This window comes from Panacagrimonas sp. (assembly GCF_965216805.1).
Classification (GTDB): Bacteria; Pseudomonadota; Gammaproteobacteria; order Nevskiales; family Nevskiaceae; genus Panacagrimonas.
On record NZ_CBDCGN010000003.1, the window covers coordinates 1,979,125 to 2,004,548 of the forward strand.

A 25,424-nucleotide genomic window follows, 5' to 3' on the forward strand; every position below is an offset into this window, starting at 1 on the left:
GGACGAGTGGCGTTTGCAGGCCGATGAACGGCGGCGGCGACCGCTGATCGGTCGGTTTGGCGCCTCGAACGGTCGTGCGCGGGGCGTCTGGACCGGTGATCGTGGGTGGCGCCGCAGTCAGCCCCCGGCGTTTTCAGGCCCGGAAGAAGGGCCTGGACGGTCGATTGCGGGGTGGGGCGGCCCGGGCTTTGCGTTGTGAGCCCCGCACGCCGACCCTATAATCCGCGCCCTTGCCGGGATAGCTCAGTCGGTAGAGCGACTGATTCGTAATCAGTAGGTCGGAGGTTCGATTCCTCTTTCCGGCACCAGTTATCTTTCAACAGCGTGGCGATTCCCGCGGTCCTTCTCCGGACCGGTCCGGGAACTCGTTGGGGCGGGTGGGCGCGAGCGGTGCGAAAGAACCGCCGCCGACAAACGGATCCAGCCTCCGCTCCGGAGTTGGCGACCGCGCCTCAGGCCGCGCGAGCGGCGCCGGCAAGGGCCTCGTACAGCGCCACGTATTCCTGCGTCACCCGGTGGCCCGGCTCCAGCGCGATCAGTGGACGATGCTGCTCGTGCGATTCGCGCACCCGTACCGAGCTGGACAGCATCTGCGCCAGCACCGGTAGCTTCTCTTCGCGCAGCGCCTCCACCACGCGGATGGGCAGCTTGGCTCGCGGCTGGAACTGGTTGACCACGATGCCTTCGACCATCAGCGTTTCGTTATGGTCGGCGCGCAGTTCCTGGATGTTCTCCAGCAGGGTGTAGAGCGCCTGACGCGCGAACTCGTCGCAATCGAACGGGATCAGTACGCGCTCGGCAGCGATCAGCGCGGAGCGCGAATAGAAATTCATCGCCGGCGGGGTATCGATGAAGACGGCGTCGTAACCGCGCAGTTTCTTGAGCGCGTCGCGCAGCTTGTAGATCTTCTGCTTGGCTTCGAGCTTGACGATCAGTTCCTCCAGCCGCGGACTGGAGGCGATCACGTCCAGGTTTGCGAACGGCGAGGTCGTGGCGTAGCTGGCAAACGCGGGCGACTGCAGACTGAAAGCCAGCGTGGAGTCGAAGAAGTCGGCGATGTCGCGTGAGGGCACCGCGCCGTTGGCGCCGAGCAGGTACTGCGTGGCGTTGCCCTGGGTGTCCAGGTCCACCACCAGGGTGCGCAGTCCGCGGGCGGCAGCAATGGCGGCGAGGTTGCAGACGATGGTGGTCTTGCCGACTCCGCCTTTCTGATTGAACACCACGCGACGCATGCCGGGCTCCGGACGAACAGGGATGGATCGTCGATGCTAACGGATCGCGATGATGCCGGGCATGTCGCCGCACACCGAACTCGGTACCGCGCCGAAGCTACACTTCGACCATGCAGATTCGCGAAAGCAGTTACGGTTACTGGTCGAGTCAGCCCGCCTTTCTGGCCGTGGCCTGCGGTGCGGCTCTGGGGATTGGCAGCAGCGCACGCGTGCCGTTTCTGATGAGCGAGTACGGCGGTCCGGCCTTCCTGGCGGTGTACCTGCTGTGCCTGCTGATGGTGGCCCTGCCGATCCTGGTGGCGGAGTGGTCGCTGGGCCGCTGGATGCGCGACGAGCTGGGTGCGGGGTTTGCGCGTCTGTCGCAGAGCTGCGGTGCCAATCGGCACTGGAAATGGCTGGGCCGGCTGGCGGTGGTGGGCGCGGTGACCATTCTTTCCTACTACAGCGTCATCGCCGGCTGGAGCCTGGGTTATCTGTTCCGCGGCGCCGGCGGGTTTCTGGCCGGGCGCGACGCCGCGGATGCTTCGCGCATTTTTCTCAAGCTGGCGCGCGATCCCGAACGCAGCCTGGCCTGGCATACCTTGTTCATGGTGATGGTGACGGTGACGGTCAGCTACGGCTTTCGCGAAGGTATCGAGCGCGCCGCGCGGCGCTTGTTGCCGGCGGCCTTGCTGCTGGCGCTGGCCTTTGCCGGGCTGGCCTTGTGGGTGGGCGCGCCGCAAGAGGCTTTCGATGCCATGTTCACCCTGGACCTGTCGCGCCTGGGCTGGCGCGGCGTGGTGGAGGCGCTGTATCTCGCGTTCTTCACCGTTGGCCTCGGGCTGGGTGTGATGATGACCCTGGGCGCGTATCTGCCCGCCAGCGTGCCGCTGGTGCAACTGGGTCTGTGGGTGATCGCCATCGATTGTGTGTTCGGGCTGGTGCTGGGGATGGGCCTGCTGGCCTTGCTGATGGGCGCCGGCGTGCCGACCAGCAACGGCCTGACCCTGTTTTTTCAGTCTTTTCCGCTGGCCTTACCGGCCGGTGGGGTCGGCGTGACCCTGGCCATCCTCTTCTACATGCTGCTGTTCCTGGTCACCCTGCTGGCCGGTGCCACCTTGCTGGAACCGGTGACGCGTTTCCTGATGGAGCGCTATCGGCAGACCCGCGTGTTTGCAGCCACCGGCGGGGCGGTGATCGTATGGACCCTGGGCGTGGGCACCCTGCTGTCGTTTGGGGTGACCGCCGAGCTGCGGCTGTTCGGGCAGAACTATTTCGAGTGGATGCAGTTTCTGACCAGCTTCGTGATCGTGCCGGTAGGCGGGCTGATGCTGTGCATCTACGTGGCCCGTGTGCTACCGCGCGACCAAAGTCTGGCGGTGTGGGGGCCGCGCGAGCAATGGCTGCATGCCGGCTGGCGCTTTGCCCTGCGTTACCCGGCGCGGCTGGGCCTGGTGGTGGTGCTGCTGCACGGTCTGGGGCTGCTCGACTGGTTCGCCGGGCTGTGGGCGGGCAGCTGAATGTGGAGGTGGTCTACGCCGCGCCGGACCGGGTGTTGAGCGTGCGGCTGGCGGTGCCTCCCGGGACGTCGATCCTGCAGACGGTGGAACTCAGTGGCCTGGTCGCGCTGGAGCCCGGGGCGCTGTCGCCGGAGCGGATCGGCGTCTTCGGCCGGTTGCAGGCGCCGGACACCCCGGTGCAGGACGGCGACCGCGTGGAAATCTACCGGCTGCTGCTGGTGGACCCCAAGACGCGCCGCCGCCAGCGCGCGCGCAATCCTTCCCTCAAGGGCGCGGGGTATCGGGATTGAGGATGACGCCCGAATCGTTTTCCTCCGCAGCCCGGCGTGCTTCGGCGCGGTCGCGCTCCTCGGCGTCGTAAATCTCCTCGGCGTCGGGCGACGACAGCGCGGCGTCGCCGGCTTCGGGTTCGGCACCTTCCAGGCGTGCCAGGGTGTCGCCCTCGAAGAAAGCGGTCACCGTACGTTGGGTGACATCGCCGCGCGGCGACTTGTAGTAGCCCACGTAATCCCAGCGATCCGCGCGGAACGGGGTGGCGGCCAGCGGCGTGCCCATGACGAAGCGGACCTGCTCGCGGGTCATGCCGGGCTGCAGCTTGTTGAGGTCCTTCTGTTCCAGAACGTTGCCCTGGCGGGTCGGCAGCTTGTAGATGATCTGGCAGCCGCACAGGCCGACCAGCACCAAGGAGAGCAAAATAGCGCGCATTCGAGTTGCCGCTTGAAGTGAGTCGCGGATAATACCGCGTTCCTCCCGACCCTGGACCCGACCGTGGAATCTACCGACCTGCGTAACGCCGGCCTCAAGGTCACCCTGCCGCGCCTGAAGATCCTGGAGATTCTGGAGCGCAACGATGCCAAGCATCTGTCCGCCGAAGACATCTACAAGGATCTGATCAAGCATGAGGAGGACATCGGCCTGGCCACCGTTTACCGCGTGCTGACCCAGTTCGAGCAGGCGGGGCTGGTCAAGCGCCACCATTTCGAAGACGGGCATGCGGTGTTCGAACTGGATCGCGGTGAGCACCACGATCACATGGTGGACGTGGACTCGGGCAAGGTGGTCGAGTTCATCAGTGACGAGATCGAGAAGCTGCAGCACCAGATCGCCGAGAAGCACGGTTTCGAGATCGTCGGCCACAGCCTGGTGCTGTACGTCAAACCACGCGTCAAGGGCAAGGGCGGCCACCGCTGAATCGCGGCGGCGCGGCTGGCCTCAGTTCCGGCTGGGTGCTCCGGCAAACGGCTGCAGCCAGTGCATCACGCGCGACTCGGCCCAACTGGAAAAACGCCAGTCGGAGATGAAACCGCAGTGGCCGCCGTAGGCGGTCAGATCGGCGCCCACCACCGAACCGCGGACCGACAGGCCTTGGAAATCGCCGACCGGAATCACCGAGTCGTCCGCCGCGCTCAGTATCGCGATGGGCGAGGGTGCGTCCATCAGCATCCGCGGCGTCAGGGTGTACTGCGCCAGATAGTCTTCGCAACTCGGGTATTCGGTGAAATCGGCGACGAATCGGCGGGTCACGGCGACGAAACTGTCGAGACCCGCATAGGCCGAAAAATCGTAGTGGGGCCACGCCTCGCGTTTGATTGCCAGAGTGCGGCGCCATCGGTCGAGAAAATACCAGCGGATCAGCCGCGGCCCGCGGTCGATGGCCTGCAGGGTGGCACCGGGGTTTATCGAAGGCGAAATCGCGATCGTCAACGCCGGGTCGATCCCGATCGCCGGCCCCTGCAAGGCGACCCGCAGGGCGAAATTGCCGCCCAGGGAAAAGCCGATGACGAACAGCGGACCTTCCGGCGCCAGGCGCCTCGCGGCCTGCACGGCGTCCAGCACCTCGCCCATGCGCGCCGAGTGAAACATGTCGCGGTTGAGGTGATGGCTGCCGCCGTGGTCGCGCAGGTTGAGCCGGAACACGTCGTAGCCGTCGTGGTGCAGCCGGGCGGCCATCGAGTACAGATAGGTCGAATCGTGACAGCCAGCCCAGCCGTGGATCAGCACCGCCACACCGCGAGCAGGCGCGTCCGGTCTGCGTGGCGTCAGGTATCCGCTCAGGCGCGCACTCTCGCGGCAGTCCAGCACCTGCGCGGTGGACAAGCGGTTCAGCTCGATGCCGCGCCGTCGCCACATGCGCTGCACCGGTCGCTTGCTGGCCAGCGTCGACTGCATCGCGGCATTGCGCAGGCCCAGGCTGGGCCGAAATCCGACCGGCGTCGGTGGCGATCCGGCGTCCAAGCTTCAGTGCTGTGCGACGCGTCGCAATACGGACTCGTAGATCCGCGACAGCGGCATCAGGTCCTCCACCCGCACGTGTTCATCGACTTTGTGGATGCTGTCGTTGATCGGTCCGATTTCCACCACTTCAGCGCCCCAGGGTGCAATGAAGCGCGCATCGGAGGTGCCGCCGCCGGTGAACAGCGCGGGCGTCAGCCCGGCGACCTCGATGATCGCCTCGCGTGCCGCCTCGATCAGCCTGCCGCTGCGGGTCAGGAAAGGCTGGCCGGTATGCCACCAGTCGGCCTCGTACTGAGGGCACCAGCGGTCCAGCACGCCCTGTACGCGCGCCTTGAGATCCTCGGCGGTCGATTCGGTGCAGTAGCGGAAATTGAACACGACCTCGGCGCTGCCCGGAATCACGTTGTTGGCACCGGTGCCGGCGCGGATGTTGGAGATCTGGAACGAGGTGGGTGGAAAGTGGGCGTTGCCCTGATCCCACTGCGTGGCTACCAGCTCGGCCAGCGCCGATGTCAGCCGGTGTATCGGGTTGTCGCCCTTGTGCGGATAGGCCACGTGACCCTGTCGGCCGATGACCTTGAGATTGCAGCCCAGCGAGCCGCGTCGGCCGACCACGATGCGATCGCCGAGGTTCCGGTCGCTGGAGGCCTCGCCAACGATGGCGTAGTCCGGCACCACGCCGCGCGCGTGCAGTTCGCGCACCACGTGTTGGGTGCCGTGGATTGCTGCACCCTCTTCGTCGCTGGTGATCAGAAACGCCAGCGAACCGGCGTAGTCGCCGCTTGCCAGCAGGCGTTCCACCGCGCAAACCATGGCGGCGATGCCCGACTTCATGTCGGCGGCGCCGCGGCCGTAAAGCAGGCCGTCGCGAACCTCCGGCGCAAAGGGGTCGCTATGCCAGTGGTCGAGCGGACCGGTGGGCACCACATCGGTGTGGCCGGCGAGGACGGTCAGCGGACCCTGATCGCCGCGCCGTGCCCAAAGATTGGTGACGCCGCCCGCGTTGAGATACTCAACGGCGAATCCCAGCGCCTGCAGGCGCGCGGCCAGCAGCTCGCAGCAGCCGGCATCGTCCGGGGTCAGCGACCGCCGCCCGATCAGGGCTCGCGCCAGCGCCAGGACCGAGTGGTCGGGATGCTCGCTCACGTGCGGCTCACAGATCGCGCAGCAACTCGTTGATGCCGACCTTGGCGCGCGTCTTCTCGTCCACGGTCTTGACGATGACTGCGCAGCTCAGGGCGTAAGCGCCTCCATCCTTGGGTAGCGAGCCGGCCACCACCACCGAGCCGGGTGGAACGCGGCCGTAAATCGTCTCGCGGGTCTCGCGGTTGTAGATCGGCGTGGACTGGGTGATGAACACGCCCATCGAGATTACCGAGCCTTTGCCCACGATCACGCCCTCCACCACCTCCGAACGGGCACCGATGAAGCAGTCGTCTTCGATGATGGTGGGGTTGGCCTGCAGCGGCTCCAGCACGCCGCCGATACCGGAACCCGCCGAGATGTGGCAGTTGGCGCCGACCTGGGCACAGGAACCGACACTGGCCCAGGTATCCACCATGGTTCCGCTGCCCACGTAGGCGCCGATGTTGACGTAGCTGGGCATCAGCACCGCAGTGGGCGCGATATAGGCACCCTTGCGCACCGCCGCCGGCGGCACCACGCGGGCGCCCTGCTGTACGAAGTCGTTGGCGCTCCAGCCTTCGAACTTGAGCGGCACCTTGTCGTAGGCCTGCAGGGCGCCCAGGCCGATCGGCGCGTTGTCGTGCAGGCGGAAATACAGCAGCACCGCTTTCTTCAGCCACTGGTTGACCACCCAGCCATTGGCGCCGGGTTCGGCCACGCGGGCCTTGCCGCTGTCGAGCAGGGCGATTGCGCTGCTGACCGCTTCGTGGAGGGTGGTGTCGTTTCGGTCAAGGTCGGCGCGGCCTTCCCAGGCGGATTCGATAGTTTGGATGAGGCTGTTCATGGGCTTTGGGGCCTGCAGGGTCGAAGAAAAATGTGCGCGGAGGCGCAAGGTAAATCATGCCCGCTGCGGGTCGCCACACTCAGCAGTCGCTGCGGGAAACGGTGACGTCGAGGGCATGGTCGCCCTTCGCGCCGCCGCATGATCTCGGTCATCTCGAACTAAGGATTGTCGCTGCGATCCAGAGTGCGGGTGAGCACTTCGGCAAGCTGGTCGAGCTTGTGTTCATCCTCGATCGGACGGCCCTGGCGGTCGGTGATGAAGAACACGTCCTCGGCGCGCTCGCCGATGGTGGCGATCTTGGCGGCGTCCAGCAGGATGCCGCGCTTGTGGAAGACGCGACCGATCATGGACAGCAGCCCTGGCTGGTCGGCCGTGACCAGTTCCAGCACGGTGCGTTCGCGCGCGGTGTCCTGGCCGAAATAGACGCTGGTCGGCGTATTGAAATTGCGCAGGCGTTGCGAGGCGCGCCGATTGACCGCGATGGCCGAACGCTTCTCATCGGCCAGCACCTCGCGCAGTTGTTCCCGGATCTCGCCGAAGCGATGCGGGTTCTGGATGGCGCTGCCGTCGCCTTCCATCACCACATAGGAGTCGAGCACGAAGTCGTCGGCGGTGGTGTTGATGCGGGCGTCGAGAATGTTCAGTCCCAGCCGCGACAGCACGCCGGTGGACAATGCGAACAGATGATCGCGGTCGCGCATGTAGACGAACACGGTGGTGCCGCGGCCGCCGACGTTTTCCACCAGGATCAGCGGCAGGTCCGCGTCGGTGGCATCGCGGATGGCGGGGAAATGCCAGGCCAGCTCTTCAGCCGAGTGGCGCAGGAAATACTCGTCGCCGAACCGGATCCAGACGCTGCGCGCGGCGGCTTCGTCGACGCCGCGCCTGGCCAGAATGGCCAGCGCATCGCGCTGGGTCTCCGCCACCATTTCCTCCTGCCGCAGCGGATTTTCCACGCCGCGCTCCAGCGAGCGGCTGGTCGCCTTGTACAGGTCCATCAGCAGCGAGGCGCGCCAGGAATTCCACAGCGCCGGATTGGTGGCGCGGATATCGGCCACCGTGAGCAGGAACAGATAGTCCAGATGCGTGCGATCGCCGACCTTGCGGGTGAAGTCGGCCACCACCTGCGGATCGGAGATATCGGCGCGCTGGGCGGTGAGCGACATCACCAGGTGATTCTTGACCAGCCAGGCCACCAGTTCGGCGTCGGCATGCGACAGACCGTGATCCAGACAGAAGTCGCGCGCCTCGCTGGCGCCGATGTCGGAATGATCGCCGCCGCGACCCTTGGCCATGTCGTGGAAGAAACCGGCCAGGTAGAGCACGTCGGGCTTGGCCAGTTTTGCGAACAGGGCGCTGCAGAACGGCAGCTCGTTGCGGAAGCGCTCCATGGCAAAGCGCCGCAGGTTGCGCACCACGTAGAGGATGTGCTCGTCGACCGTCAGCGTGTGGAACAGGTCGTACTGCATCAGACCGACAATCTTGCCGAACTGCGGCAGATAGCGGCCGAGCACGCCGTAGCGGTTCATGCGGCGCAGGTTGCGGGTGAGGCCGCGCCCTTCGCGGAACATTTCCATGAACAGCGCGCGGGTGCGCACGTCGCGGCGCACTTCGTCGGTGAGCAGTCGCGAGTCGCGCAGGATCATGCGCATGGTCTGCGCCCGGATGCCCTCCAGCGCAGGGTTTTGCTGCAGCAGCAGGAATAGTTCCACCAGCGCCTGCGGATGGCGCCGGAATACAGCGTCGTCGCGGGCTTCCAGATAGCCGTTGCGCGACTGGAAACGCGGATTGAGTGCCTTGACGGCGATCTCGGCCGGGTTGTTGCCGGCGGGTGGGTGCAGGATGGCTTCCTCGAAGAGCTGCAGCAGCATATCGTTGAGGCAGCTCAGCGACTTGATGGTGCGGTAGTACAGCTGCATGAACTGCTCGACCGCCTGGTTGGGATGCTCCGGGTCGAGATTGACGTAGCCGAACAGGCTGGCGACCTTGACCTGGTGGTCGAACAGCAGGCGGTCTTCGCGCCGGCCTGTGATCATGTGCAGGGCAAAGCGCACGCGCCACAGGAAGTCCTGGCCGGCGAACAGTTCGTCGCATTCCTGCTTGGTCAGAAAGCCGTGGTCGCGCAGCTCGCCCAAGGTGCCGGCGCCGAAATGGCGCTTGGCCACCCAGGCGATGGTGTGGATGTCGCGCAGGCCGCCGGGCGACTCCTTGACGTTGGGTTCCAGCTTGTAGCCGGTATCGTCGTACTTGCGGTAGCGCGCCTGCTGCTCGGCTTTCTTGGCGCGGAAGAACTCCGCCACCGGCCACACCCGATCGGGCGTGAGTTGCGCTTGCATGCGGTCGAACAGCTCGCGGTCGCCGGTGAGGAAGCGCGCTTCCATCAGGTTGGTGATGACCGTGATGTCCTTGCCGGATTCGGCCACGCAATCTTCCACCGAGCGCACGCTGCTGCCCACTTCCAGTCCGATGTCCCAGAAGAAAGCAGTGAGCAGTTCCAGGGCCTTGCGCGAGCGCTCCAGGCCGGCGCCGTCGTGCAGGATCAGGATGTCGATGTCGGAAGCCGGCAGCAGTTCGCCACGGCCGTAGCCGCCCACCGCCACCAGGGCGACGCCTTCGGACGCGCCGGCCAGGTGCCGCTCCCAGCCTTGGGACAGCACTTCGTCGACCAGATGTGCCCGCGCCCGCACCAGCGACTCGGCCGATTGGCCGTCGTGAAACAGGTTGACCAGGCGCTCGCGGCCCCAGGCCAGGGTGGCCCGAAACGCCGGGATCGCCCGGCCATCGTCGGCGCGCAGCCGTGCGCGGACCTTGCGCGCGGAAAATACGCTGGCGCCTTCGTCTTCCGCCAAATCGAGCTCAGCCATGGAAGACAGTCTCCGGCTTCCGGTGGCCGGTTTCCACTAACGGGGTTGCACGCCTTTCCGCGGACCGGGAGCCGGCGCCTGCAAGCGGGTTCAAACCGTTTCGTCCTGACGCAGGGTCAGCACCTCGTAACCGCTGTCGGTGACCAGCACCGTATGTTCCCATTGCGCCGACAGCGAATGGTCCTTGGTCACCACGGTCCAGCCATCGGGCAGCAGTTTGACCTCGGCGCGGCCGGCGTTGAGCATGGGTTCCACCGTAAAACACATGCCGGCCTGCAGTTCGACCCCGGTGCCGGCCTTGCCGTAGTGCAGCACCTGGGGCTCCTCGTGGAAGACGCGACCGATGCCGTGGCCGCAGTATTCCCGCACCACCGAGTAGCGATGCTGTTCGGCGATGCGCTGAATGGCCTGCCCGAGGTCGCCCAGGCGCACACCGGGGCGGATCATGCGGATGCCGGTCACCATGGCTTCGCGAGTGGTTTCCACCAGACGCCGGGCCAGTACGCCGGGTTCGCCGATGTAGAAAGTCTGGCTGGTATCGCCGTGCCAGCCGTCCTTAATGACGGTGATGTCGATGTTGATGATGTCGCCGCGCTTGAGCACCTTGGCGGCCGCCGGGATGCCGTGGCATACGACGTGATTGACCGAGGTGCAGATCGACTTGGGAAAGCCGCGGTAGTTGAGCGGCGCCGGCACGCAGCCAAGCTCTTCGGTGATATAGCGGTGGCAGATGTCGTCCAGGGTCTGAGTGCTGATGCCGGCGACCACCTGGGGCGCGATCATTTCCAGCACCTGCGCGGCGGCGCGGCCGGCTTCGCGCATTTTCTGCTGCTCTTCCGGAGACTTGATCGAGATGCCCTTGCTGGAGCTGCTTTCGGAATACATCGGCGAGATCGACGGAGGGAAAGTGAACGCGCACGCGCGCTGTTGAGTGAGTGCGTCGCGCATGCTATAAAGCCGCGCTTTTTTTAGCAATGAAGCGACGTTGCGGGTATTCCGCCACGCGCAAACTCATCCGCCCCGGCCTTGGGTGCCTGCTTTAGTCACTACCGGCGCGGTCTGAACCAACCCAAGGAGTGGTTTACATGTCGAGCATCACCATGCGCCAGCTGCTGGAGGCGGGGGCCCACTTCGGCCACCGTACCCGCTACTGGAACCCGAAGATGGATTCCTACATCTTCGGCAGCCGCAACAAGATCCACATCATCAATCTCGAGCACACGCTGCCCTTGCTCAAGGACGCCTGCGCCTACGCCGGCAAGATGGCCGCCAGCGGCGGGCGGGTGCTGTTTGTCGGCACCAAGCGCGCGGCCCGCGAGGCCATCGAGGCCGAGGCACAGCGCTGCGGCATGCCGTTCGTGAGCCAGCGCTGGCTGGGCGGCACCTTGACCAACTTCAAGACCATCAAGGGCTCGATCAAGCGTCTGCACGAGATGGAAAAGCAGTTCGAGGACGGCACCATCAACCGCCTGTCCAAGAAAGAGCAGCTCATGTTCACCCGCGAGCTGGAAAAGCTGCGCCGTTCGCTGGGCGGCATCAAGGACATGCCCAGCCTGCCGGACTGCCTGTTCGTGATCGACACCGGCTACGAGAAGATCGCAGTGGCCGAAGCGCGCAAGCTCGGCATTCCGGTCATCGCGGTGGTCGACTCCAACAACGATCCGGAGGTGGTGGACATCGTCATCCCGGGTAACGATGACGCCACCCGCGCCATCAAGGTTTACGCCCAGTGCGTGGCCGACGCCGTGATCGAGGGCCGCGGCTCCAACACGGTGGCCCCGCGTGAAGAAGCGCCGGAGGCCGAAGCTTCCGAAGGTCGTAACGATCGTCGTCCCCCCCGTGGCCCGCGCAAGCCCGGCGGCCGCAACGAACGCGCGGAGGCCTGAACGATGGCAGCAATTTCCGTCAGCCTGATCAAGGAGCTGCGCGAGCGCACCGGCGCCGGCATGGGCGATTGCAAGAAAGCCCTCGAAGCCGTCGACGGCGATCTCGACAAGGCGGTCGAAAAGCTGCGCATGGATGGTGCCGCCAAGGCCGACAAGAAGGCCGGACGTACCGCCGCCGAGGGCATCGTGGCGGTCGCCTCCAACGCCGAGGCCATCGCCCTGGTCGAGGTCAACTGCGAGACCGACTTCGTCGCCAAGGGTGAAGATTTCCGCAGCCTGGCGCGCGACGCCGCGGAACTGGCCCTGGACCAGCGTCCGGCCGGAATCGAAGCGCTGGTGGCATTGCAATCCGGCGGCAAGAGCCTGGACGAGCGTCGCCGCGAACTGGTCGGCCGGATCGGCGAGAACCTGACCATCCGCCGGGTGGAGATCGTGACCGCCGCCGGTGGCCCGCTGGTGACCTATATCCATCCGGGCGACAAGATCGCGGTGGCGCTAGCGCTCAAGGCCGGCAGCGAGGATCTGGGCAAGGATCTGGCCATGCACATTGCCGCCATGGCGCCGCGTGCGGTGGACCCGGCCAGTATCCCGGCCGAGGTGGTCGCCTCCGAGCGTCGCATCATCGAGGCCCAGGTGGCGCAGGAACAGGCCGAAGAGGCGGAGGCCGGCAAGAAGCCCAAGCCGGCCGAGATCGTCGCCAAGATGCTGGACGGCAAGATCGCCAAGTTTCTCGACGAGCAGACCCTGGTGGGCCAGCCCTTCGTCAAGAACGACGCCTACGGGCTGAAGTCCGACGCCAAGGTGCGCGAGGTGCTGGCCGCGCAGAAGGCCGCCGTCGCCGCCTTCGTGCGTCTGGCGGTGGGCGAGGGCATCGAGAAGAAGCAGGCCGACTTTGCAGCCGAGGTCGCCGCAGCCACGCAGGTCTGAGCGCTTGCAGTAGACTCCCGCTGTTGCAAGGAGGCCCCGGAAACGGGGCCTCTTCCTATCGACTCCGCGACCCTGGCCATGAGCGAACAGCCCGTCTACAAACGCATCCTGCTGAAACTCAGCGGAGAAGCCCTGATGGGCGACTTCGACTTCGGCATCTCGCCCAAGGTCATGAGTTTCGTCGCCGAGGAGTTGCGTGACGTGGTGTCGGCCGGCGTGGAGGTGGCGCTGGTGGTGGGAGGCGGCAATATCTTTCGCGGCGAAGGCTTGGCGCGTGCGGGCATGGATCGCGTCACCGGCGATCAGATGGGCATGCTGGCAACGGTTATCAACGCGCTGGCGTTGCAGGACGCCATTGAGCGGGTCGGGCTGCAGGCGCGGGTTCAATCCGCCATCCGCATCAACGAGGTGTGCGAGGACTTCATCCGCCGCCGCGCCATCCGTCATCTGGAGAAGGGTCGGGTGCTGGTGTTCGGCGCCGGGACCGGCAATCCGTTTTTCACCACCGACTCGGCCGCAGCGCTGCGGGCGGTGGAGATCGGCGCCGACCTGATGCTCAAGGCCACCAAGGTGGACGGCATCTACACCGCGGACCCGAAGAAAGACCCTCGGGCCACCCGCTACGCAGAACTGACCTACGACGAGGCGCTGGACCGGCGTCTGGGGGTGATGGATCAGACCGCCATGGTGTTGTGCCGCGATCACCGCATCAAGCTGTGCGTGTACGACATGCAGCGCCCGCACGCACTGCGGCAGATCGTGATGGGCGATGCCGGCATCGGCACCCATGTCCATGCCTGAGGACCTGTCCGACCCTACTTTCAACCGGAGTTAGAACCGCCGCGCGCTGCGAGCCGCGGCGAGCTTCAAATCCCGCAGGAGGATGTGAAACGCCATGATCAACGACATCAAGAAAGACGCCGGCGAGCGGATGCAGAAGTGCATCGACGTGCTCAAGTCCGGTCTGGCCAAGATCCGTACGGGTCGCGCCAGCGCCGGCCTGCTGGACCATGTGACGGTGGACTACTACGGCTCCGAAGTGCCGCTGTCGCAGGCCGCCAACGTGGTGGTGGAAGACGCGCGCACCATTTCGATCACCGCCTGGGACAAGAACATGACCGCCGTGATCGAGAAGGCGATCATGAAATCGGACCTGGGTCTGACCCCCAACACCGCCGGCACCATCATCCGCATCATCATGCCGCCGCTGACCGAGGAGCGCCGTCGCGACCTGACCAAAGTGGTGCGCTCTGAAGCCGAGCAGGCCAAGGTGGCGATCCGCAATGTGCGCCGGGACGCCAACCAGGACATCAAGGAACTGGCCAAGGAAAAGCTGATCGGCGGCGACGAGGAAAAGCGCGGCGAAGCCGATATCCAGAAGCTGACCGACCAGTTCGTCGGCAAGATCGACGAGATGTCTGCGGCCAAGGAAAAAGAACTGATGTCGCTGTGAACTGGAGCACGGTGGCCGGGTCGTTTGCCTTACGGCCATTCGCTACGCTCGCGAAGGCGCTGCCGTCCGCCGTTCGCTGATCCACAGTATCACCCGGCTTCCACCTTCCATTCGTGATCCAAGTTCCGCCGCCACTGCCTGCAGAACGCATCCCCTTGCACGTGGCCGTCATCATGGACGGCAACGGTCGCTGGGCGACGCAGCGCGATCAGCCGCGTTCCAGTGGCCATCGTGCCGGCGTCCGGGCCGCCCGTCGCACCTTGCGCTGTGCCTGGCGTCAGGGCGTGGAGTACCTGACCATGTTCGCCTTCAGCCAGGAAAACTGGCGGCGGCCGCAGACCGAGGTCAGCATGCTCATGCAGTTGTTCGTGCGCACGCTGGCACGCGAGACCGACGCCCTGCACCGTAATGGCGTGCGCATGCGCTTCATTGGCGACCACAGTGCGTTTGCGCCGTCGCTGCGCGAGGAAATGCGGCGATCGGTCGAGATCACGCGCGGTAACGACGGGCTCAAGCTGAACGTCGCGGTCGGCTATGGGGGGCAGTGGGACATCGCCGCCGCCGCGCAGAAGCTCGCCGACCGGGGGCAGACCATCACTCCGGAAGCCCTGGAGACTCAACTCGACACCGCCGGCATTCCGCCGCCGGACCTGCTGATCCGCACCGGAGGCGAGCGGCGCATCAGCAATTTTCTGCTGTGGCAGCTGGCCTACTCCGAGCTGTATTTCAGCGAAGTGTTGTGGCCGGATTTCGACGACACCCATTTCGCCGAGGCGCTGGCGTGGTATGCCTCGCGTCAGCGGCGGTTCGGGCGGGTCCCGGAAGGCGCCTGAGAACCTGAGCGCACCGGGCCCTCCCAAGCTCGCCACCCCCAAACAGTGGCCAAGGCCATACACTGGCGGATCGCCGTCGCTACAGGTGTTTCTTCATGCTGATCCAGCGCGTGCTCACCGCCCTGGTGTTGTTGCCGATGCTGCTTGCCGCGGTCTGGTTTCTGGAGCCGCCCGCCCTCTACGCGGTGTTCTGTGTCGCCGGCTTGCTGGCTATGTGGGAGTGGGCCGGCCTGATGGGCGCCCCGGCATCGACGACTACCGGCCGCGCGGTCGTTGTGGCGATCTGCGCGGTTGCGTTGCTGGTAGCCTGGTTTTTCCGGCAACACGCGGTATGGGTATTGGCCGCAGCCCTGCTGTGGTGGCTATACGTGTTGTTGGCGCTGCTGCGGGGCTACCCGGAGAATTTTCAGCATGCGCGGCCACAGGCGTCGGCGATGCTGGGGTTCGGCCTGCTGATGGTGGTCCCGACCATGCTGGGTTTGTGGGTCCTGCATGCCATGCCCGAGGGGGCCTTGCGCGTGCTGTTCCTGTTTTTCCTGGTCTTCGCGGCCGATACCGGCGCCTATTTCGCGGGCCGGCGCTACGGGCGACGCAAGCTGGCGCCATCGATATCGCCGGGCAAGACCGTGGAGGGTCTGTGCGGAGGGCTGGGCCTGAGCGCAGTGTGGACGCTGCTGGCCGGGCCTTTCGTGTTCGGGCTGCAGACGCCGCTGGCGGTTCTGCCGCTGCTGGGGCTGTGCCTGCTGGTCGCGGGCTTTTCCGTCGTCGGCGATCTGTGCGAAAGCCTGTTCAAGCGTGCCGCCGGTATCAAGGACAGCGGTCGCATCCTGCCCGGACACGGCGGCATGCTGGACCGCGTGGACAGCGTGCTCGCCGCGGCGCCGACCATGGCGCTGGGCCTGATCGTGCTGAAAATCTGAGCCCCATGCGCAAGCTTCTGGTTCTAGGCTCTACCGGCAGCGTTGGCCACAGCACGCTGGACGTTGCGGCGCGCCATGCCGAGCGCGTTGCGGTGGTGGGCCTGGCGGCGCACCACGATGTGGAGACGCTGTTTGGGCAGATCCGCCGCTTCCGTCCGCCGCGGGTGGCCCTGGCCGACCTGGGCGCCGCGGCAAGATTGCGCGCGCAGCTGCGGGTAACCGGCCAGCCCTGCGAAGTGCTGGAGGGACCCGATGCCGTCATTGCGCTGGCCGCTGCCGCCGATTCCGACACGGTGATGTCGGCCATCGTCGGTGCGGCGGGTCTGGCGCCGACGCGGGCCGCCATCGGCGCGGGCAAGCGCGTGCTGATCGCCAACAAGGAGCCGCTGGTGATGGCGGGCGATCTGATGATGCGCGAGGCGCAGGCGCATCGCGCCACCATCATCCCCATCGACAGCGAGCACAACGCGATCTTCCAGTGCCTGCCTGAGGGTTACGCCTGTGGCCAGGCACCTCGCGGCGTGCGCCGGCTGGTGCTCACCGCCTCGGGTGGGCCGTTTCGCGAATGGTCGCGCGAGCAGCTCGCGGCGGTCACGCCGGAGCAGGCTGTGCGCCATCCCAACTGGGCGATGGGACCGAAGATCTCGGTGGATTCCGCCACGTTGATGAACAAGGGCTTGGAACTGATTGAAGCGCGTGCGCTCTATCGCCTGTCCTCCGAGCACCTCGACGTCGTGATCCACCCCGAAAGCATCGTGCATTCCCTGGTCGAATACGTGGACGGCTCACTGCTGGCGCAGCTCGGCCAGCCCGACATGCGGGTGCCTATCGCCCACGCCCTGGCGTGGCCGGAGCGTTGGGGGTCGGGGGTCGACGGTCTGGATCTGGCGCGCCTGGGGCAGTTGCGGTTTGCGCCGCCGGATGTCGCACGCTTTCCCTGCCTGGGGCTGGCGCGTGCGGCGCTGGAGGCCGGCGGCAATCTGCCCAATGTATTGAACGCCGCCAACGAAGTGGCGGTCGGAGCGTTTCTGGAAGGGCGGATGGGGTTCATGGGGATCGCAGCGATGGTGGACCAGTGTTGCAGCGATGCGGCGGGTGCCGATCTGGGCGAGCCCGCCGACATCGAGACGGTCCTCGACGTCGACCTTTGGGCGCGGCGACGCTGCCACGACCTCCTCCGCGGAGCGACCCATGCTTGACCTGATCTGGTCGATTGCGGGCTTCATCGTGGCGCTGAGCATCCTGGTGTGCTTTCACGAGTTCGGCCACTACTGGGTGGCACGCAAGCTGGGCATCAAGGTGCTGCGCTTTTCGCTGGGCTGGGGCAAGCCGTGGAAGAGCTTCCGCACCCGTGACGGCGTGGAATGGGCGTTGGCGCCGTATCCCATCGGCGGCTACGTCAAGATGCTCGACGAACGCGAAGGACCGGTGGAGCCGGCCGAGCGACATCTGGCGTTCAATCGGCAGTCGGTGCCCACGCGCATGGCGGTACTGGTGGCCGGACCTGCGGCCAATTTCCTGCTGGCGATCGCGCTGTACTGGCTGATGTTCATGATCGGCGTGCAGGGGCTGCGGCCGCTGATTGACACGCCGCTCGAAGGCACCGCCGCGGCACAAGCCGGGTTGCGTTCCGGTGACGAAGTGCTGGCCGTAGACGGCAAGCCGGTGCCGACGTGGAACGAACTGCGCATGGAACTGATCGACGGCAGTCTCGGCGGCGCCAGTCTGCCGTTGACGATACGCGATGCCGACGGCGGCGAGCGTCAGGTGGCGCTGTCGCTGCAGAACGTGCGTAGCGACCCGCAGTTCCTGTTCGGCGATCTGGGCCTGGAGGTGTGGCAACCCCGGATCGAACCGGTGCTGGGGCAGATCCTGCCGGGCAGCGCGGCCGAGGCTGCGGGGCTGCGAACGCAGGACCGGGTCCTGGCCATCGAGGGCCAGCCGATCGAGGACTGGAGTGCGCTGGTCGCCGCCGTTCGCGAACGACCGGCCAGTGTTACCCGCATCGAGATCGAACGGGCCGGGCAGCGTTCCGAGATCCAGGTCGTCGTCGGCGCCGCCGAAGAAGCCGGTCGCCAGGTCGGGCGCCTGGGCGCGGGGCCGGTCGTGGACGAGGAGTTGTGGCAGAATCTGCGCGCCGCGCGCCAGCTGGGCCCCATGGATGCGGTTCCTGCAGCCATGGAACAGGCTTGGCAAGTCACGCAGCTCACGCTGCGGGTGCTTTGGCACATGGTGCTCGGTGAGGTTTCGGTCAAGAACGTCAGCGGTCCGATACAGATCGCGCAGGTGGCCGGAGATTCAGCTCAGATCGGGCTGGTTTCTTTCCTCAGTTTCATGGCGGTAGTCAGCGTCAGTCTTGGTGTGCTGAACCTGCTGCCGGTTCCGCTGCTGGACGGCGGACATCTGGTGATGTACGCGATCGAGGGGGTCAAGGGCAGGCCTTTATCTGAACGGACCCAGGTGGCAGCGCAATACGTGGGTCTGGCGTTCATCGGCATGCTGATGGTGCTGGCTTTGTTCAACGACATCATGCGCCTCGTTTGAAGGTGCGGAAGACAAAACCCGCGATGGGTCAAAAAAACAAGCGTTTCATGCTCCGATTGATCGCGGGCGCGGCAGCGGCCATGTGGCTGCCGGGCGCGCTGGCCTTCGATCCTTTCGTCATTGGCGGAATACGCGCCGAAGGACTCGAGCGCCTTGACGTCGGTACGGTGCTCACCTACCTGCCGCTGTCGGTCGGCGACACGCTCAACGCCCAGACTTCACGCCAGGCGATGCGTGGCTTGTACGCATCCGGCCTGTTTGAAGACATCCGCCTGGAACGCGAGGGCGAAGTCCTGGTGGTGCGGCTGCGCGAGCGACCGGCCATCGCCTCGTTCGAGATCGAGGGCAACAAGGCGGTCGGCGGCGACGAGCTGATGGACTCTCTCAAGAGCCTGGGGCTGACCGAGGGCGAACTGTTCAAACGCGAGCTACTCGACGGCGTCGAACAGGAATTGCAGCGCCAGTACTACGCCAACGGCTACTACGACGTGGAGATCGAGACCACGGTGGAGCCGTTGCCGAACAACCGGGTGGACCTGAAGATCGACGTGACCGAGAACAAGGTCACCACCATCCGCGACATCAACCTGATCGGCGCCACCATCTACGGCCGCGAGGAGCTGCTGGACAGTTTCAAGCTGTCCAAAAGCAATAAATGGGAGCCGTTCCAGAAATCCGATCGCTACTCCAAGCAGCAGCTAAACGGAGACCTGGAGGCGTTGTCGTCCTATTACCAGGACCGCGGCTACCTGAAGTTCGAGATTGCCTCGGTGCAGGTGCAGTTGTCACCCAACAAAGAAGACATCTACATCACCATCAACGTCGAGGAGGGCGACCGCTACAAGGTCAAGGATGCCCGCTTCTCCGGCGACACCGTGCTCACCCCGGACTTTCTCAAGCTGTTCCTGTCGACTCGCGACGGCGAGTGGTTCTCGCGCAAGGAAGCAACCGAAAGCGCCAACCGCGTGGAAGCGGCATTGTCCGACGTCGGCTTTGCGTTCGCCAAGGTGACGCCGATTCCCGAAGTCGACGAGGACAGCAAGGAAGTCACGCTGAATTTCGTGGTCGATCCTGGCAAGCGCGCCTACGTCCGCCGCATCAATTTCTCCGGCCATGGCCGTACCCACGACGAAACGCTGCGACGCGAGATGCGCCAGCTCGAGGCAGCGCCGTTCTCCAAGAGCAGCGTGGAGCGTTCGCGCGTGCGTCTGGCGCGTCTGCCGTTCATCGAAGAGGCGGAGGTCGAAACCCAGCCGGTGCCCGGCACCGACGATCTGGTCGACATCAACTTCAACATCAAGGAACGTCCGCCGGGATCGGTACAGTTCGGCGTTGGTTTCTCGGGTTCGCAAGGATTCCAGGTCACCGGCAGCCTGACTCACACCAACTTCCTCGGCACCGGCAACCGCGTCAGCTTCGAGGTCAACAACAACACCATCGCGCGGTCTATCAACGCGTCCTGGAGCGATCCGTATTTCACCAAGGACGGTATCAGCCAGACCATCTCGCTGTCGTATCGCCGCGCCGACTCCGTCATCCGCTTCAGTTCCGGATTCAACTACAACACCATCGGTGCGGCACTGACCTACGGTATCCCGCTGTCCGAGTACACCGCGCTGCGGGCAGGTTTCGGTGTCGAACAGACCGCCATCGATACCTTCGCCAATTCCTCGTCGGACCAGGTGCTGGCGTTCGTGACCGACAACGGCACCAAATACACCGACTTCGAACTGCGAACCGGTATTGCGCGAGACACCCGCAACCGTACCTTCTTCGCCTCGCGCGGATCGCTGCACCAGCTCAACCTGGACCTCAAGGTTCCGGGTAGCGATCTGGAATACTTCACCACCACGTATCGCTACCAGCAGTATGTACCGCTGCTGTGGAAGTTCTTCGCCGAAATCACCACCAATCTGGCGTACAGCGACGATTACGGCAGCGGTGCGTCGCAGGTGCCACCGTACGAGAATTTCTTCGCGGGCGGCGCGCGTACGGTGCGCGGTTATCGCGACGGTGCCCTGAGCCCACGCGACACTCCGTTCGACAACCCGTATGGCGGCCGCCTGCGCACCACCGCGCAGACCGAACTGGTGATCCCCACGCCGTTCGAGAGCGACCAGCGCTCGACCCGCATCAGTCTGTTCTACGATATCGGCCGCGTGTTCGAATCGCCCAACGACTTCGACGCCGATCTGCTGCGGTCGTCGGCCGGTTTCGCCTTCCAGTGGTTCACACCGTTTCTCGGTCTGCTCGATTTGTCGTACGCCATCCCGCTGGATAACGAACCCGGCGATCGCACCGATCGCTTCCAGATCAATTTCGGCTCCGGCTTCTGATCATTCCGGAACCCCGTCCCCGTTTTTGTGCCACCACCGAAAACCGCCATGCGTAATCTGACCAAAATCCTTGCTGTTGCCGTTCTTGCTTTCGGAGCTGTCGTGCCTGCGCACGCCGAACTCAAGATCCTGTCCATTCGTGCTGCCGAGATCGTCGCGGCCTCTCCGCAGTTCGCCGCCAGCCAGAACCAGATGAAGACCGAGTTCGAGAAGCGCAAAGCCGATCTCGAAGCCGAGGCGCGCAAGTTTGCCGAGGACACCCAGAAGTTCCGCCGCGAAGCCGACGTGATGAGCAGCGATGCGCGCGCCAAGGCCGAAAAGGACCTGCAGACACGGCGTATCGATATCGATTACAAGCAGCGTCAGTTCGGCGAGGATTTCCAGAAGCGCGATCGCGAACTCAGCGAAAGCCTGATGAACAGCATCAAGCAGGTGGTGGTGGAGATCGCCACCGAGCAAGGCGCCGACATGGTGGTTCAGGATCCGGTGTTCGCCGCCCCTGGAGTCGACGTCACCGATCTGGTCATCAAGCGTCTGCAGGGCGGCAAGTAAGCCGCAGTCCGGATCGACCGGCTGTCGCAATGTCCGCGATTCGTCTGGACGAACTGGCGCGCCGTTTCGAACTGGAGCTCAAAGGGGATGGCAGCACGCCCATCAGTGGTGTCTGCACCCTGCAGCCGGGCCAGGCCGGGCACCTGGGTTTTCTGTCCAATCCCAAGTTGCGCGCGCAGCTCGGCAGCACCGCCGCCGCCGCGGTAATCGTCGGGCCGCGGGACGCACAGAATCTGCCGGGCGCGGGTCTGGTCGCGCGCGATCCCTATCTGGCTTTCGCGCGCATCGCCAAACTGTTCGATCCGGATCGGGCCTTTGATCCCGGCGTCCATCCGAGCGCGGTGGTGCATGACACCGCGGTGCTCGGCGATGGCGTACACATCGGGCCCAATGTGGTCATCGAGCGCGGCGCAACGATCGGCGCGAACAGCTTCGTCGGCCCCGCCTGCGTGGTCGGACGCGATGCGGTGCTGGGCCCGGGCTGCCGACTGGTGGCGCAGGTGCATGTGGGCGCGCGCGTGGCGATCGGGGCGCGCTGCCAGTTTCAGCCTGGCGCGATCATCGGAGCCCGCGGCTTCGGCAACGCGCGCGGCCCCGACGGCTGGGAAGAGGTGCCGCAGTTGGGTCGGGTGCTGATTGGCGACGATGTCGAGATCGGTGCCGGGACTTGCGTGGACCGCGGTGCGCTGGAAGACACGATCATCGAGCGCGGGGTGCGGCTCGATAACCTGATCATGGTGGCGCACAACTGCCACATCGGCGAACACACCGCGATTGCGGCCTGCACCGGCATTGCCGGAAGTACCCGCATCGGAGCGCGCTGTATGATCGCCGGAGCGGTGGGGATCGGCGGCCATCTGCACATCGGCGATGACGTGGTGATCCTCGGCATGGCGATGGTGACCAAGTCGCTGCCGGACAAGGGGGTGTACGGATCGGGCGTGCCGATCGCCGAGGCGCGGCAATGGCGCAAGCAGGTCGCCCGCTATCGCCGCTTGGGGCAAACCGAGCTGCGCCTTCGCGAAGTCGAGTCCCGTCTGGGTATCGACAGCAAAGCCGGCGAACAGGGGGAAGAGGGCGGGGATGAGTAATCAGGTCAATTTCGATATCCGCGAGGTCATGCGGTTGCTGCCGCATCGTTATCCGTTTCTGCTGGTGGACCGCGTGATCGAGCACGAAGTCGGTGTCTCCATCGCCGGGATCAAGAACGTGACCTATAACGAAGCCTTCTTCGTCGGCCATTTCCCGGAGTTGCCGACGATGCCGGGCGTGCTGATCCTGGAGGCGCTGGCGCAGATCAGCGGCATTCTGGCGGTGCTCAAATCCGGCCTGCGCGCCGACTCCGGGCTGATCCTGTACTTCGCCGGCATCGACAACGCACGCTTCAAGCGTCCGGTGGTGCCCGGCGACCAGCTGCGGCTGGTGTCGGACCTCGACAAGCAGAAGCGCGACCTGTGGAAGTTCCGCACCAAGGCGCTGGTTGGCGACGAGCTGGCCTGTGAAGCCGACATGATGTGCGTGCTGAAAAAGCCGGCCCGAGGTCAGGAAGCGTCGTGATCGGGAGGCGTCCGTGACCGCAGCGATCCATCCCACCGCCATCATCGATCCCGCCGCCGAGCTGGACTCGGACGTCGAAATCGGCCCCTACAGCGTGATCGGTCCCGGCGTGCGCATCGGCGCGCGCACGCGCATCGGCAGTCATGTGGTGCTCAGCGGCCCCATGCGTATCGGCTGCGACAACCAGATATTTCCCTACGCGGCGCTCGGTGCGATCTCGCAGGACAAGACCGCCAAGCCCGACGATCCCACCTCGGTGGTGATCGGCGACGGCAACGTGATCCGCGAGTTCGTGACCGTGCAGCGTGGCACCATGAAGGAGTTCGACACCAAGCGCGGCGAAACCCGCATCGGAGATCGCAACTGGATCATGAATTACTGCCACATCGCGCACGATTGCCAGGTGGGCAGCGACACCGTGTTCGCCAACAACGCCAGCCTTGCCGGACACGTTCAGATTGGCGATTGGGTCATTCTGGGCGGCTATACGCTGGTGTATCAGTTCTGCCGGATCGGCGCGCATGCATTCACCGCGTTTTCTGCCGGCGTTTCGGGCGATGTGCCGCCGTTCGTGACCGTTCAGGGCAATCCGGCCGAACCACGCACCATCAACAAGGAAGGCCTGCGTCGTCGCCAGTTCGATCCTGCCGACGTGCAGGCGATCGAAGAGGCGTATCGCCTGATCTACCGCTCCGGCAAGCTCATCGCCGATGTCAAGCAGGAAATGGCCGCACTGGCGGCGGGCAATCCGCACGTGCAGACGATGCTGGACTTCCTGCTCAGCGGCAAACGACCCCTGGCGCGCTAGCCCGGCTGTCCCCCGATTCAACCTGCGGAACAAGCCGCTCAACCCTTACTTGTCGATTCGTCGAGCCCCGCCATGTCCAATCTGCCGCCCGTCCTGAGTGGTTTATCCCTGCCGGTGATTGCCGCGCCGCTGTTCATCATCAGTTGTCCGCGGTTGGTGATCGAACAATGCAAGGCCGGTGTCATCGGCTCTATGCCCGCCCTCAACGCGCGGCCAGCCGCGCAGCTCGACGAATGGCTGGCTGAGATCACCGAAGCGCTGGCTGCACATGACCGGGCACATCCGGAGCGGCCGGCCGCGCCCTTCGCGGTCAATCAGATCGTGCACAAGTCCAACGCGCGCCTGGAAGAGGACATGGCCTTGTGCGTGAAATACCGGGTGCCGGTAATCATCACCTCGCTGGGCGCCAGGACCGATATCAACGACGCTGCGCACAGTTATGGCGGGGTGGTGATGCACGACATCATCAATGATCGTTTCGCACGCAAGGCGATCGAGAAAGGCGCCGATGGTCTGATCGCGGTGGCCGCCGGTGCCGGCGGTCACGCCGGGACCAAGAGTCCGTTCGCACTGGTGCAGGAACTGCGCGAGTGGTTCGATGGCCCGATCGCCCTGAGCGGTGCCATTGCCCACGGTCGCGCGGTACTGGCGGCGCAGGCGATGGGTGCGGACTTCGCCTATATCGGCTCGCCCTTCATTGCCACCGTCGAGGCGCGCGCGGCCGAAGCCTACAAGCAGTGCATCGTCGACAGCACCTCCGACGATATCGTCTATTCCAATCTCTTCACCGGTGTGCACGGCAATTATCTGGCGCCGTCGATCCGCAATGCCGGCATGGACCCCGATCAGCTCCCCGAGTCGGATCCCAGCAAGATGGATTTCGGTGGCGACAAGTCCAAGGCCTGGAAGGACATCTGGGGTTGCGGCCAGGGTATCGGCGCGGTCAAGGCCGTGCTGCCAGCGGCGGCGCTGGTGCAGCGGCTGGCCGCAGAATACGCCCAGGCCCGGGCCGAGCTGGATGCCAAACAGTCGGCAGCCAGCGCGGCCTGAGCGGATTTATCCTCGGCAAACCAACGGAGCGAAGGCTATGGACAAGGAACTGATCTACATCGCCGATCCCATGTGTTCCTGGTGCTGGGGCTTTTCGCCGGTGATGGAGCACGTATCTGAGCTGATCCGCGGCAAGGCGGCGCTCAGGATTCTGCCGGGTGGCCTGCGTGTCGACAGCCGCCAGCCGTTATCGGAATTCGAGGTGCGCGACATCATGCACCACTGGCAGGAGGTCGCAAACCGCAGCGGCCAGCCCTTCGATTTCAGCCATCCGCTGGATACGGAATTCGTCTACAACACCGAGCCGTCCTGCCGCGCCCTGTCCTTGATGATCCGGCTCAAGCCGCTGTGCGGGCTGGACTACCTGCGCAGCCTGCAGCAGGCGTTCTACGTGGGTCGGCGCGACCTCAAGGACCCCGAGGTGCTGGCTGACTACGCGCAGTCCTTCGGCGTGGCGCGAGCCGACTTTCTTGCTGGATTCGAGGCCCAGGAAGCGGTCGAGGCGCTGGGCGAGGACATTCACTTTGTCCGCCGCTGCGGTATCGAGGGCTATCCGGCGGTGCTGCTGCGCAGCGGTCAGCGCCTGCAGCGGCTGACCATCGGCTATCAGCCCTTCGAGGTGCTGCACCCACATCTGGTGCAATGGCTTCAGACCCCGCCGGCTTGAGCATCGCAGCAGACGCGGTGGACCCGCCGTCCCGGGTCTGCCGGGCGGGTATCGAACCCTGGGAGCACCCCACTTGCGCTGACCTGAAAACG

At 65.3% G+C, this 25,424-nt stretch carries 25 protein-coding genes and 1 tRNA gene; 19 read left to right on the top strand and 7 right to left on the bottom strand.

From position 1 onward, the window contains the following. Window positions 1-232: 232 nt before the first annotated feature. A tRNA-Thr gene (locus tag ACOOHP_RS22100) sits at window positions 233-308 on the top strand. A gap of 144 nt (window positions 309-452) precedes the next feature. Here the strand turns inward: ACOOHP_RS22100 and ACOOHP_RS22105 are convergent. Next, window positions 453-1,232: a ParA family protein gene (locus tag ACOOHP_RS22105; protein ID WP_420468615.1), complete on the bottom strand. Its 780-nt coding sequence runs from the start codon at window positions 1,230-1,232 to the stop codon at window positions 453-455. Between the two features lie 110 nt (window positions 1,233-1,342). Here ACOOHP_RS22105 and ACOOHP_RS22110 point away from each other — a divergent pair, with 110 nt between their 5' ends. Next, window positions 1,343-2,731: a sodium-dependent transporter gene (locus ACOOHP_RS22110; RefSeq protein WP_420468616.1), complete on the top strand. Its 1,389-nt coding sequence runs from the start codon at window positions 1,343-1,345 to the stop codon at window positions 2,729-2,731. A gap of 2 nt (window positions 2,732-2,733) precedes the next feature. After that, window positions 2,734-3,021, top strand: coding sequence for an RnfH family protein (locus tag ACOOHP_RS22115; RefSeq protein WP_420468617.1), 288 nt, complete (start codon window positions 2,734-2,736; stop codon window positions 3,019-3,021). On the opposite strand, the gene ACOOHP_RS22120 is transcribed toward ACOOHP_RS22115, so the two are convergent. After that, complete coding sequence (locus ACOOHP_RS22120; RefSeq protein ID WP_420468618.1) at window positions 2,996-3,436, bottom strand: outer membrane protein assembly factor BamE; 441 nt, start codon at window positions 3,434-3,436, stop codon at window positions 2,996-2,998. The genes ACOOHP_RS22115 and ACOOHP_RS22120 overlap by 26 nt on opposite strands. Window positions 3,437-3,499: 63 nt before the next feature. Between ACOOHP_RS22120 and fur the strand changes: the two genes are divergently transcribed. Then, on the top strand, window positions 3,500-3,922 hold the full coding sequence (gene fur, locus ACOOHP_RS22125) for a ferric iron uptake transcriptional regulator (RefSeq protein ID WP_420468619.1): 423 nt from the start codon (window positions 3,500-3,502) through the stop codon (window positions 3,920-3,922). 21 nt (window positions 3,923-3,943) lie between these two features. Here fur and ACOOHP_RS22130 read toward each other — a convergent pair whose 3' ends face one another. The 5 genes from ACOOHP_RS22130 to map form a co-directional block, all read right to left on the bottom strand. Then, window positions 3,944-4,966, bottom strand: a complete 1,023-nt coding sequence (locus ACOOHP_RS22130) for a YheT family hydrolase (protein WP_420468620.1) — start codon at window positions 4,964-4,966, stop codon at window positions 3,944-3,946. Window positions 4,967-4,969: 3 nt separating this feature from the next. Beyond that, window positions 4,970-6,112, bottom strand: coding sequence for a succinyl-diaminopimelate desuccinylase (gene dapE, locus ACOOHP_RS22135; RefSeq protein WP_420468621.1), 1,143 nt, complete (start codon window positions 6,110-6,112; stop codon window positions 4,970-4,972). A gap of 7 nt (window positions 6,113-6,119) precedes the next feature. Further along, window positions 6,120-6,935: a 2,3,4,5-tetrahydropyridine-2,6-dicarboxylate N-succinyltransferase gene (gene dapD, locus ACOOHP_RS22140; protein WP_420468622.1), complete on the bottom strand. Its 816-nt coding sequence runs from the start codon at window positions 6,933-6,935 to the stop codon at window positions 6,120-6,122. A gap of 158 nt (window positions 6,936-7,093) precedes the next feature. Then, window positions 7,094-9,799 carry a [protein-PII] uridylyltransferase gene (gene glnD / locus ACOOHP_RS22145; protein ID WP_420468623.1) on the bottom strand — a complete coding sequence of 902 codons (2,706 nt, stop codon included), beginning with the start codon at window positions 9,797-9,799 and terminating at the stop codon, window positions 7,094-7,096. Between the two features lie 90 nt (window positions 9,800-9,889). Then, window positions 9,890-10,684, bottom strand: coding sequence for a type I methionyl aminopeptidase (gene map, locus ACOOHP_RS22150; protein ID WP_420468624.1), 795 nt, complete (start codon window positions 10,682-10,684; stop codon window positions 9,890-9,892). 200 nt (window positions 10,685-10,884) lie between these two features. On the opposite strand from map, the gene rpsB reads away from it, so the two are divergent. From rpsB to ACOOHP_RS22225, 15 genes are all read left to right on the top strand, one after another. Then, window positions 10,885-11,685 (top strand): 30S ribosomal protein S2, encoded by an 801-nt coding sequence (rpsB, locus tag ACOOHP_RS22155; RefSeq protein WP_420468625.1) that lies wholly within the window; start codon window positions 10,885-10,887, stop codon window positions 11,683-11,685. 3 nt (window positions 11,686-11,688) lie between these two features. Then, window positions 11,689-12,612, top strand: a complete 924-nt coding sequence (gene tsf, locus ACOOHP_RS22160; RefSeq protein ID WP_420468626.1) for a translation elongation factor Ts — start codon at window positions 11,689-11,691, stop codon at window positions 12,610-12,612. Between the two features lie 72 nt (window positions 12,613-12,684). Next, on the top strand, window positions 12,685-13,413 hold the full coding sequence (gene pyrH / locus ACOOHP_RS22165; protein ID WP_420468773.1) for a UMP kinase: 729 nt from the start codon (window positions 12,685-12,687) through the stop codon (window positions 13,411-13,413). Window positions 13,414-13,507: 94 nt separating this feature from the next. Further along, window positions 13,508-14,065 carry a ribosome recycling factor gene (frr, locus tag ACOOHP_RS22170; RefSeq protein WP_420468627.1) on the top strand — a complete coding sequence of 186 codons (558 nt, stop codon included), beginning with the start codon at window positions 13,508-13,510 and terminating at the stop codon, window positions 14,063-14,065. A gap of 113 nt (window positions 14,066-14,178) precedes the next feature. Beyond that, window positions 14,179-14,898 carry a polyprenyl diphosphate synthase gene (gene uppS, locus ACOOHP_RS22175; protein ID WP_420468628.1) on the top strand — a complete coding sequence of 240 codons (720 nt, stop codon included), beginning with the start codon at window positions 14,179-14,181 and terminating at the stop codon, window positions 14,896-14,898. Between the two features lie 95 nt (window positions 14,899-14,993). Then, on the top strand, window positions 14,994-15,818 hold the full coding sequence (locus ACOOHP_RS22180; RefSeq protein WP_420468629.1) for a phosphatidate cytidylyltransferase: 825 nt from the start codon (window positions 14,994-14,996) through the stop codon (window positions 15,816-15,818). Window positions 15,819-15,823: 5 nt separating this feature from the next. Beyond that, window positions 15,824-17,017, top strand: a complete 1,194-nt coding sequence (locus ACOOHP_RS22185; RefSeq protein WP_420468630.1) for a 1-deoxy-D-xylulose-5-phosphate reductoisomerase — start codon at window positions 15,824-15,826, stop codon at window positions 17,015-17,017. Next, a complete protein-coding gene (gene rseP / locus ACOOHP_RS22190; RefSeq protein ID WP_420468631.1) occupies window positions 17,010-18,362 on the top strand; it encodes an RIP metalloprotease RseP in 1,353 nt (450 codons plus the stop codon). The genes ACOOHP_RS22185 and rseP overlap by 8 nt, the downstream gene beginning before the upstream one ends. Before the next feature lie 47 nt (window positions 18,363-18,409). After that, window positions 18,410-20,698 (top strand): outer membrane protein assembly factor BamA, encoded by a 2,289-nt coding sequence (bamA, locus tag ACOOHP_RS22195; protein ID WP_420468632.1) that lies wholly within the window; start codon window positions 18,410-18,412, stop codon window positions 20,696-20,698. A gap of 102 nt (window positions 20,699-20,800) precedes the next feature. Next, entirely contained in the window at window positions 20,801-21,250 is a 450-nt protein-coding gene (locus ACOOHP_RS22200) for an OmpH family outer membrane protein (RefSeq protein ID WP_420468633.1), read from the top strand. A gap of 29 nt (window positions 21,251-21,279) precedes the next feature. Continuing rightward, window positions 21,280-22,341, top strand: a complete 1,062-nt coding sequence (gene lpxD, locus ACOOHP_RS22205) for a UDP-3-O-(3-hydroxymyristoyl)glucosamine N-acyltransferase (RefSeq protein ID WP_420468634.1) — start codon at window positions 21,280-21,282, stop codon at window positions 22,339-22,341. Beyond that, on the top strand, window positions 22,334-22,807 hold the full coding sequence (fabZ, locus tag ACOOHP_RS22210; protein WP_420468635.1) for a 3-hydroxyacyl-ACP dehydratase FabZ: 474 nt from the start codon (window positions 22,334-22,336) through the stop codon (window positions 22,805-22,807). The genes lpxD and fabZ overlap by 8 nt, the downstream gene beginning before the upstream one ends. Window positions 22,808-22,820: 13 nt before the next feature. After that, on the top strand, window positions 22,821-23,615 hold the full coding sequence (gene lpxA, locus ACOOHP_RS22215; protein WP_420468636.1) for an acyl-ACP--UDP-N-acetylglucosamine O-acyltransferase: 795 nt from the start codon (window positions 22,821-22,823) through the stop codon (window positions 23,613-23,615). Between the two features lie 72 nt (window positions 23,616-23,687). Continuing rightward, entirely contained in the window at window positions 23,688-24,665 is a 978-nt protein-coding gene (locus tag ACOOHP_RS22220; protein ID WP_420468637.1) for an NAD(P)H-dependent flavin oxidoreductase, read from the top strand. A gap of 37 nt (window positions 24,666-24,702) precedes the next feature. Continuing rightward, window positions 24,703-25,332 (top strand): DsbA family protein, encoded by a 630-nt coding sequence (locus ACOOHP_RS22225; protein WP_420468638.1) that lies wholly within the window; start codon window positions 24,703-24,705, stop codon window positions 25,330-25,332. Window positions 25,333-25,424: the final 92 nt, after the last annotated feature.

Excerpts from the sequence above, each read along its gene's own strand:
- rpsB (WP_420468625.1), top strand. The coding sequence starts at position 10,885 with ATGTCGAGCATCACCATGCGCCAGCTGCTGGAGGCGGGGGCCCACTTC.
- frr (WP_420468627.1), top strand. The coding sequence starts at position 13,508 with ATGATCAACGACATCAAGAAAGACGCCGGCGAGCGGATGCAGAAGTGC.
- ACOOHP_RS22225 (WP_420468638.1), top strand. The coding sequence starts at position 24,703 with ATGGACAAGGAACTGATCTACATCGCCGATCCCATGTGTTCCTGGTGC.
- rseP (WP_420468631.1), top strand. The coding sequence starts at position 17,010 with ATGCTTGACCTGATCTGGTCGATTGCGGGCTTCATCGTGGCGCTGAGC.
- ACOOHP_RS22120 (WP_420468618.1), bottom strand. The coding sequence starts at position 3,436 with ATGCGCGCTATTTTGCTCTCCTTGGTGCTGGTCGGCCTGTGCGGCTGC.
- ACOOHP_RS22185 (WP_420468630.1), top strand. The coding sequence starts at position 15,824 with ATGCGCAAGCTTCTGGTTCTAGGCTCTACCGGCAGCGTTGGCCACAGC.
- ACOOHP_RS22110 (WP_420468616.1), top strand. The coding sequence starts at position 1,343 with ATGCAGATTCGCGAAAGCAGTTACGGTTACTGGTCGAGTCAGCCCGCC.
- ACOOHP_RS22220 (WP_420468637.1), top strand. The coding sequence starts at position 23,688 with ATGTCCAATCTGCCGCCCGTCCTGAGTGGTTTATCCCTGCCGGTGATT.
- glnD (WP_420468623.1), bottom strand. The coding sequence starts at position 9,799 with ATGGCTGAGCTCGATTTGGCGGAAGACGAAGGCGCCAGCGTATTTTCC.
- ACOOHP_RS22105 (WP_420468615.1), bottom strand. The coding sequence starts at position 1,232 with ATGCGTCGCGTGGTGTTCAATCAGAAAGGCGGAGTCGGCAAGACCACC.
- map (WP_420468624.1), bottom strand. The coding sequence starts at position 10,684 with ATGTATTCCGAAAGCAGCTCCAGCAAGGGCATCTCGATCAAGTCTCCG.
- fabZ (WP_420468635.1), top strand. The coding sequence starts at position 22,334 with ATGAGTAATCAGGTCAATTTCGATATCCGCGAGGTCATGCGGTTGCTG.
- tsf (WP_420468626.1), top strand. The coding sequence starts at position 11,689 with ATGGCAGCAATTTCCGTCAGCCTGATCAAGGAGCTGCGCGAGCGCACC.
- lpxD (WP_420468634.1), top strand. The coding sequence starts at position 21,280 with ATGTCCGCGATTCGTCTGGACGAACTGGCGCGCCGTTTCGAACTGGAG.
- bamA (WP_420468632.1), top strand. The coding sequence starts at position 18,410 with ATGCTCCGATTGATCGCGGGCGCGGCAGCGGCCATGTGGCTGCCGGGC.
- dapD (WP_420468622.1), bottom strand. The coding sequence starts at position 6,935 with ATGAACAGCCTCATCCAAACTATCGAATCCGCCTGGGAAGGCCGCGCC.
- ACOOHP_RS22180 (WP_420468629.1), top strand. The coding sequence starts at position 14,994 with ATGCTGATCCAGCGCGTGCTCACCGCCCTGGTGTTGTTGCCGATGCTG.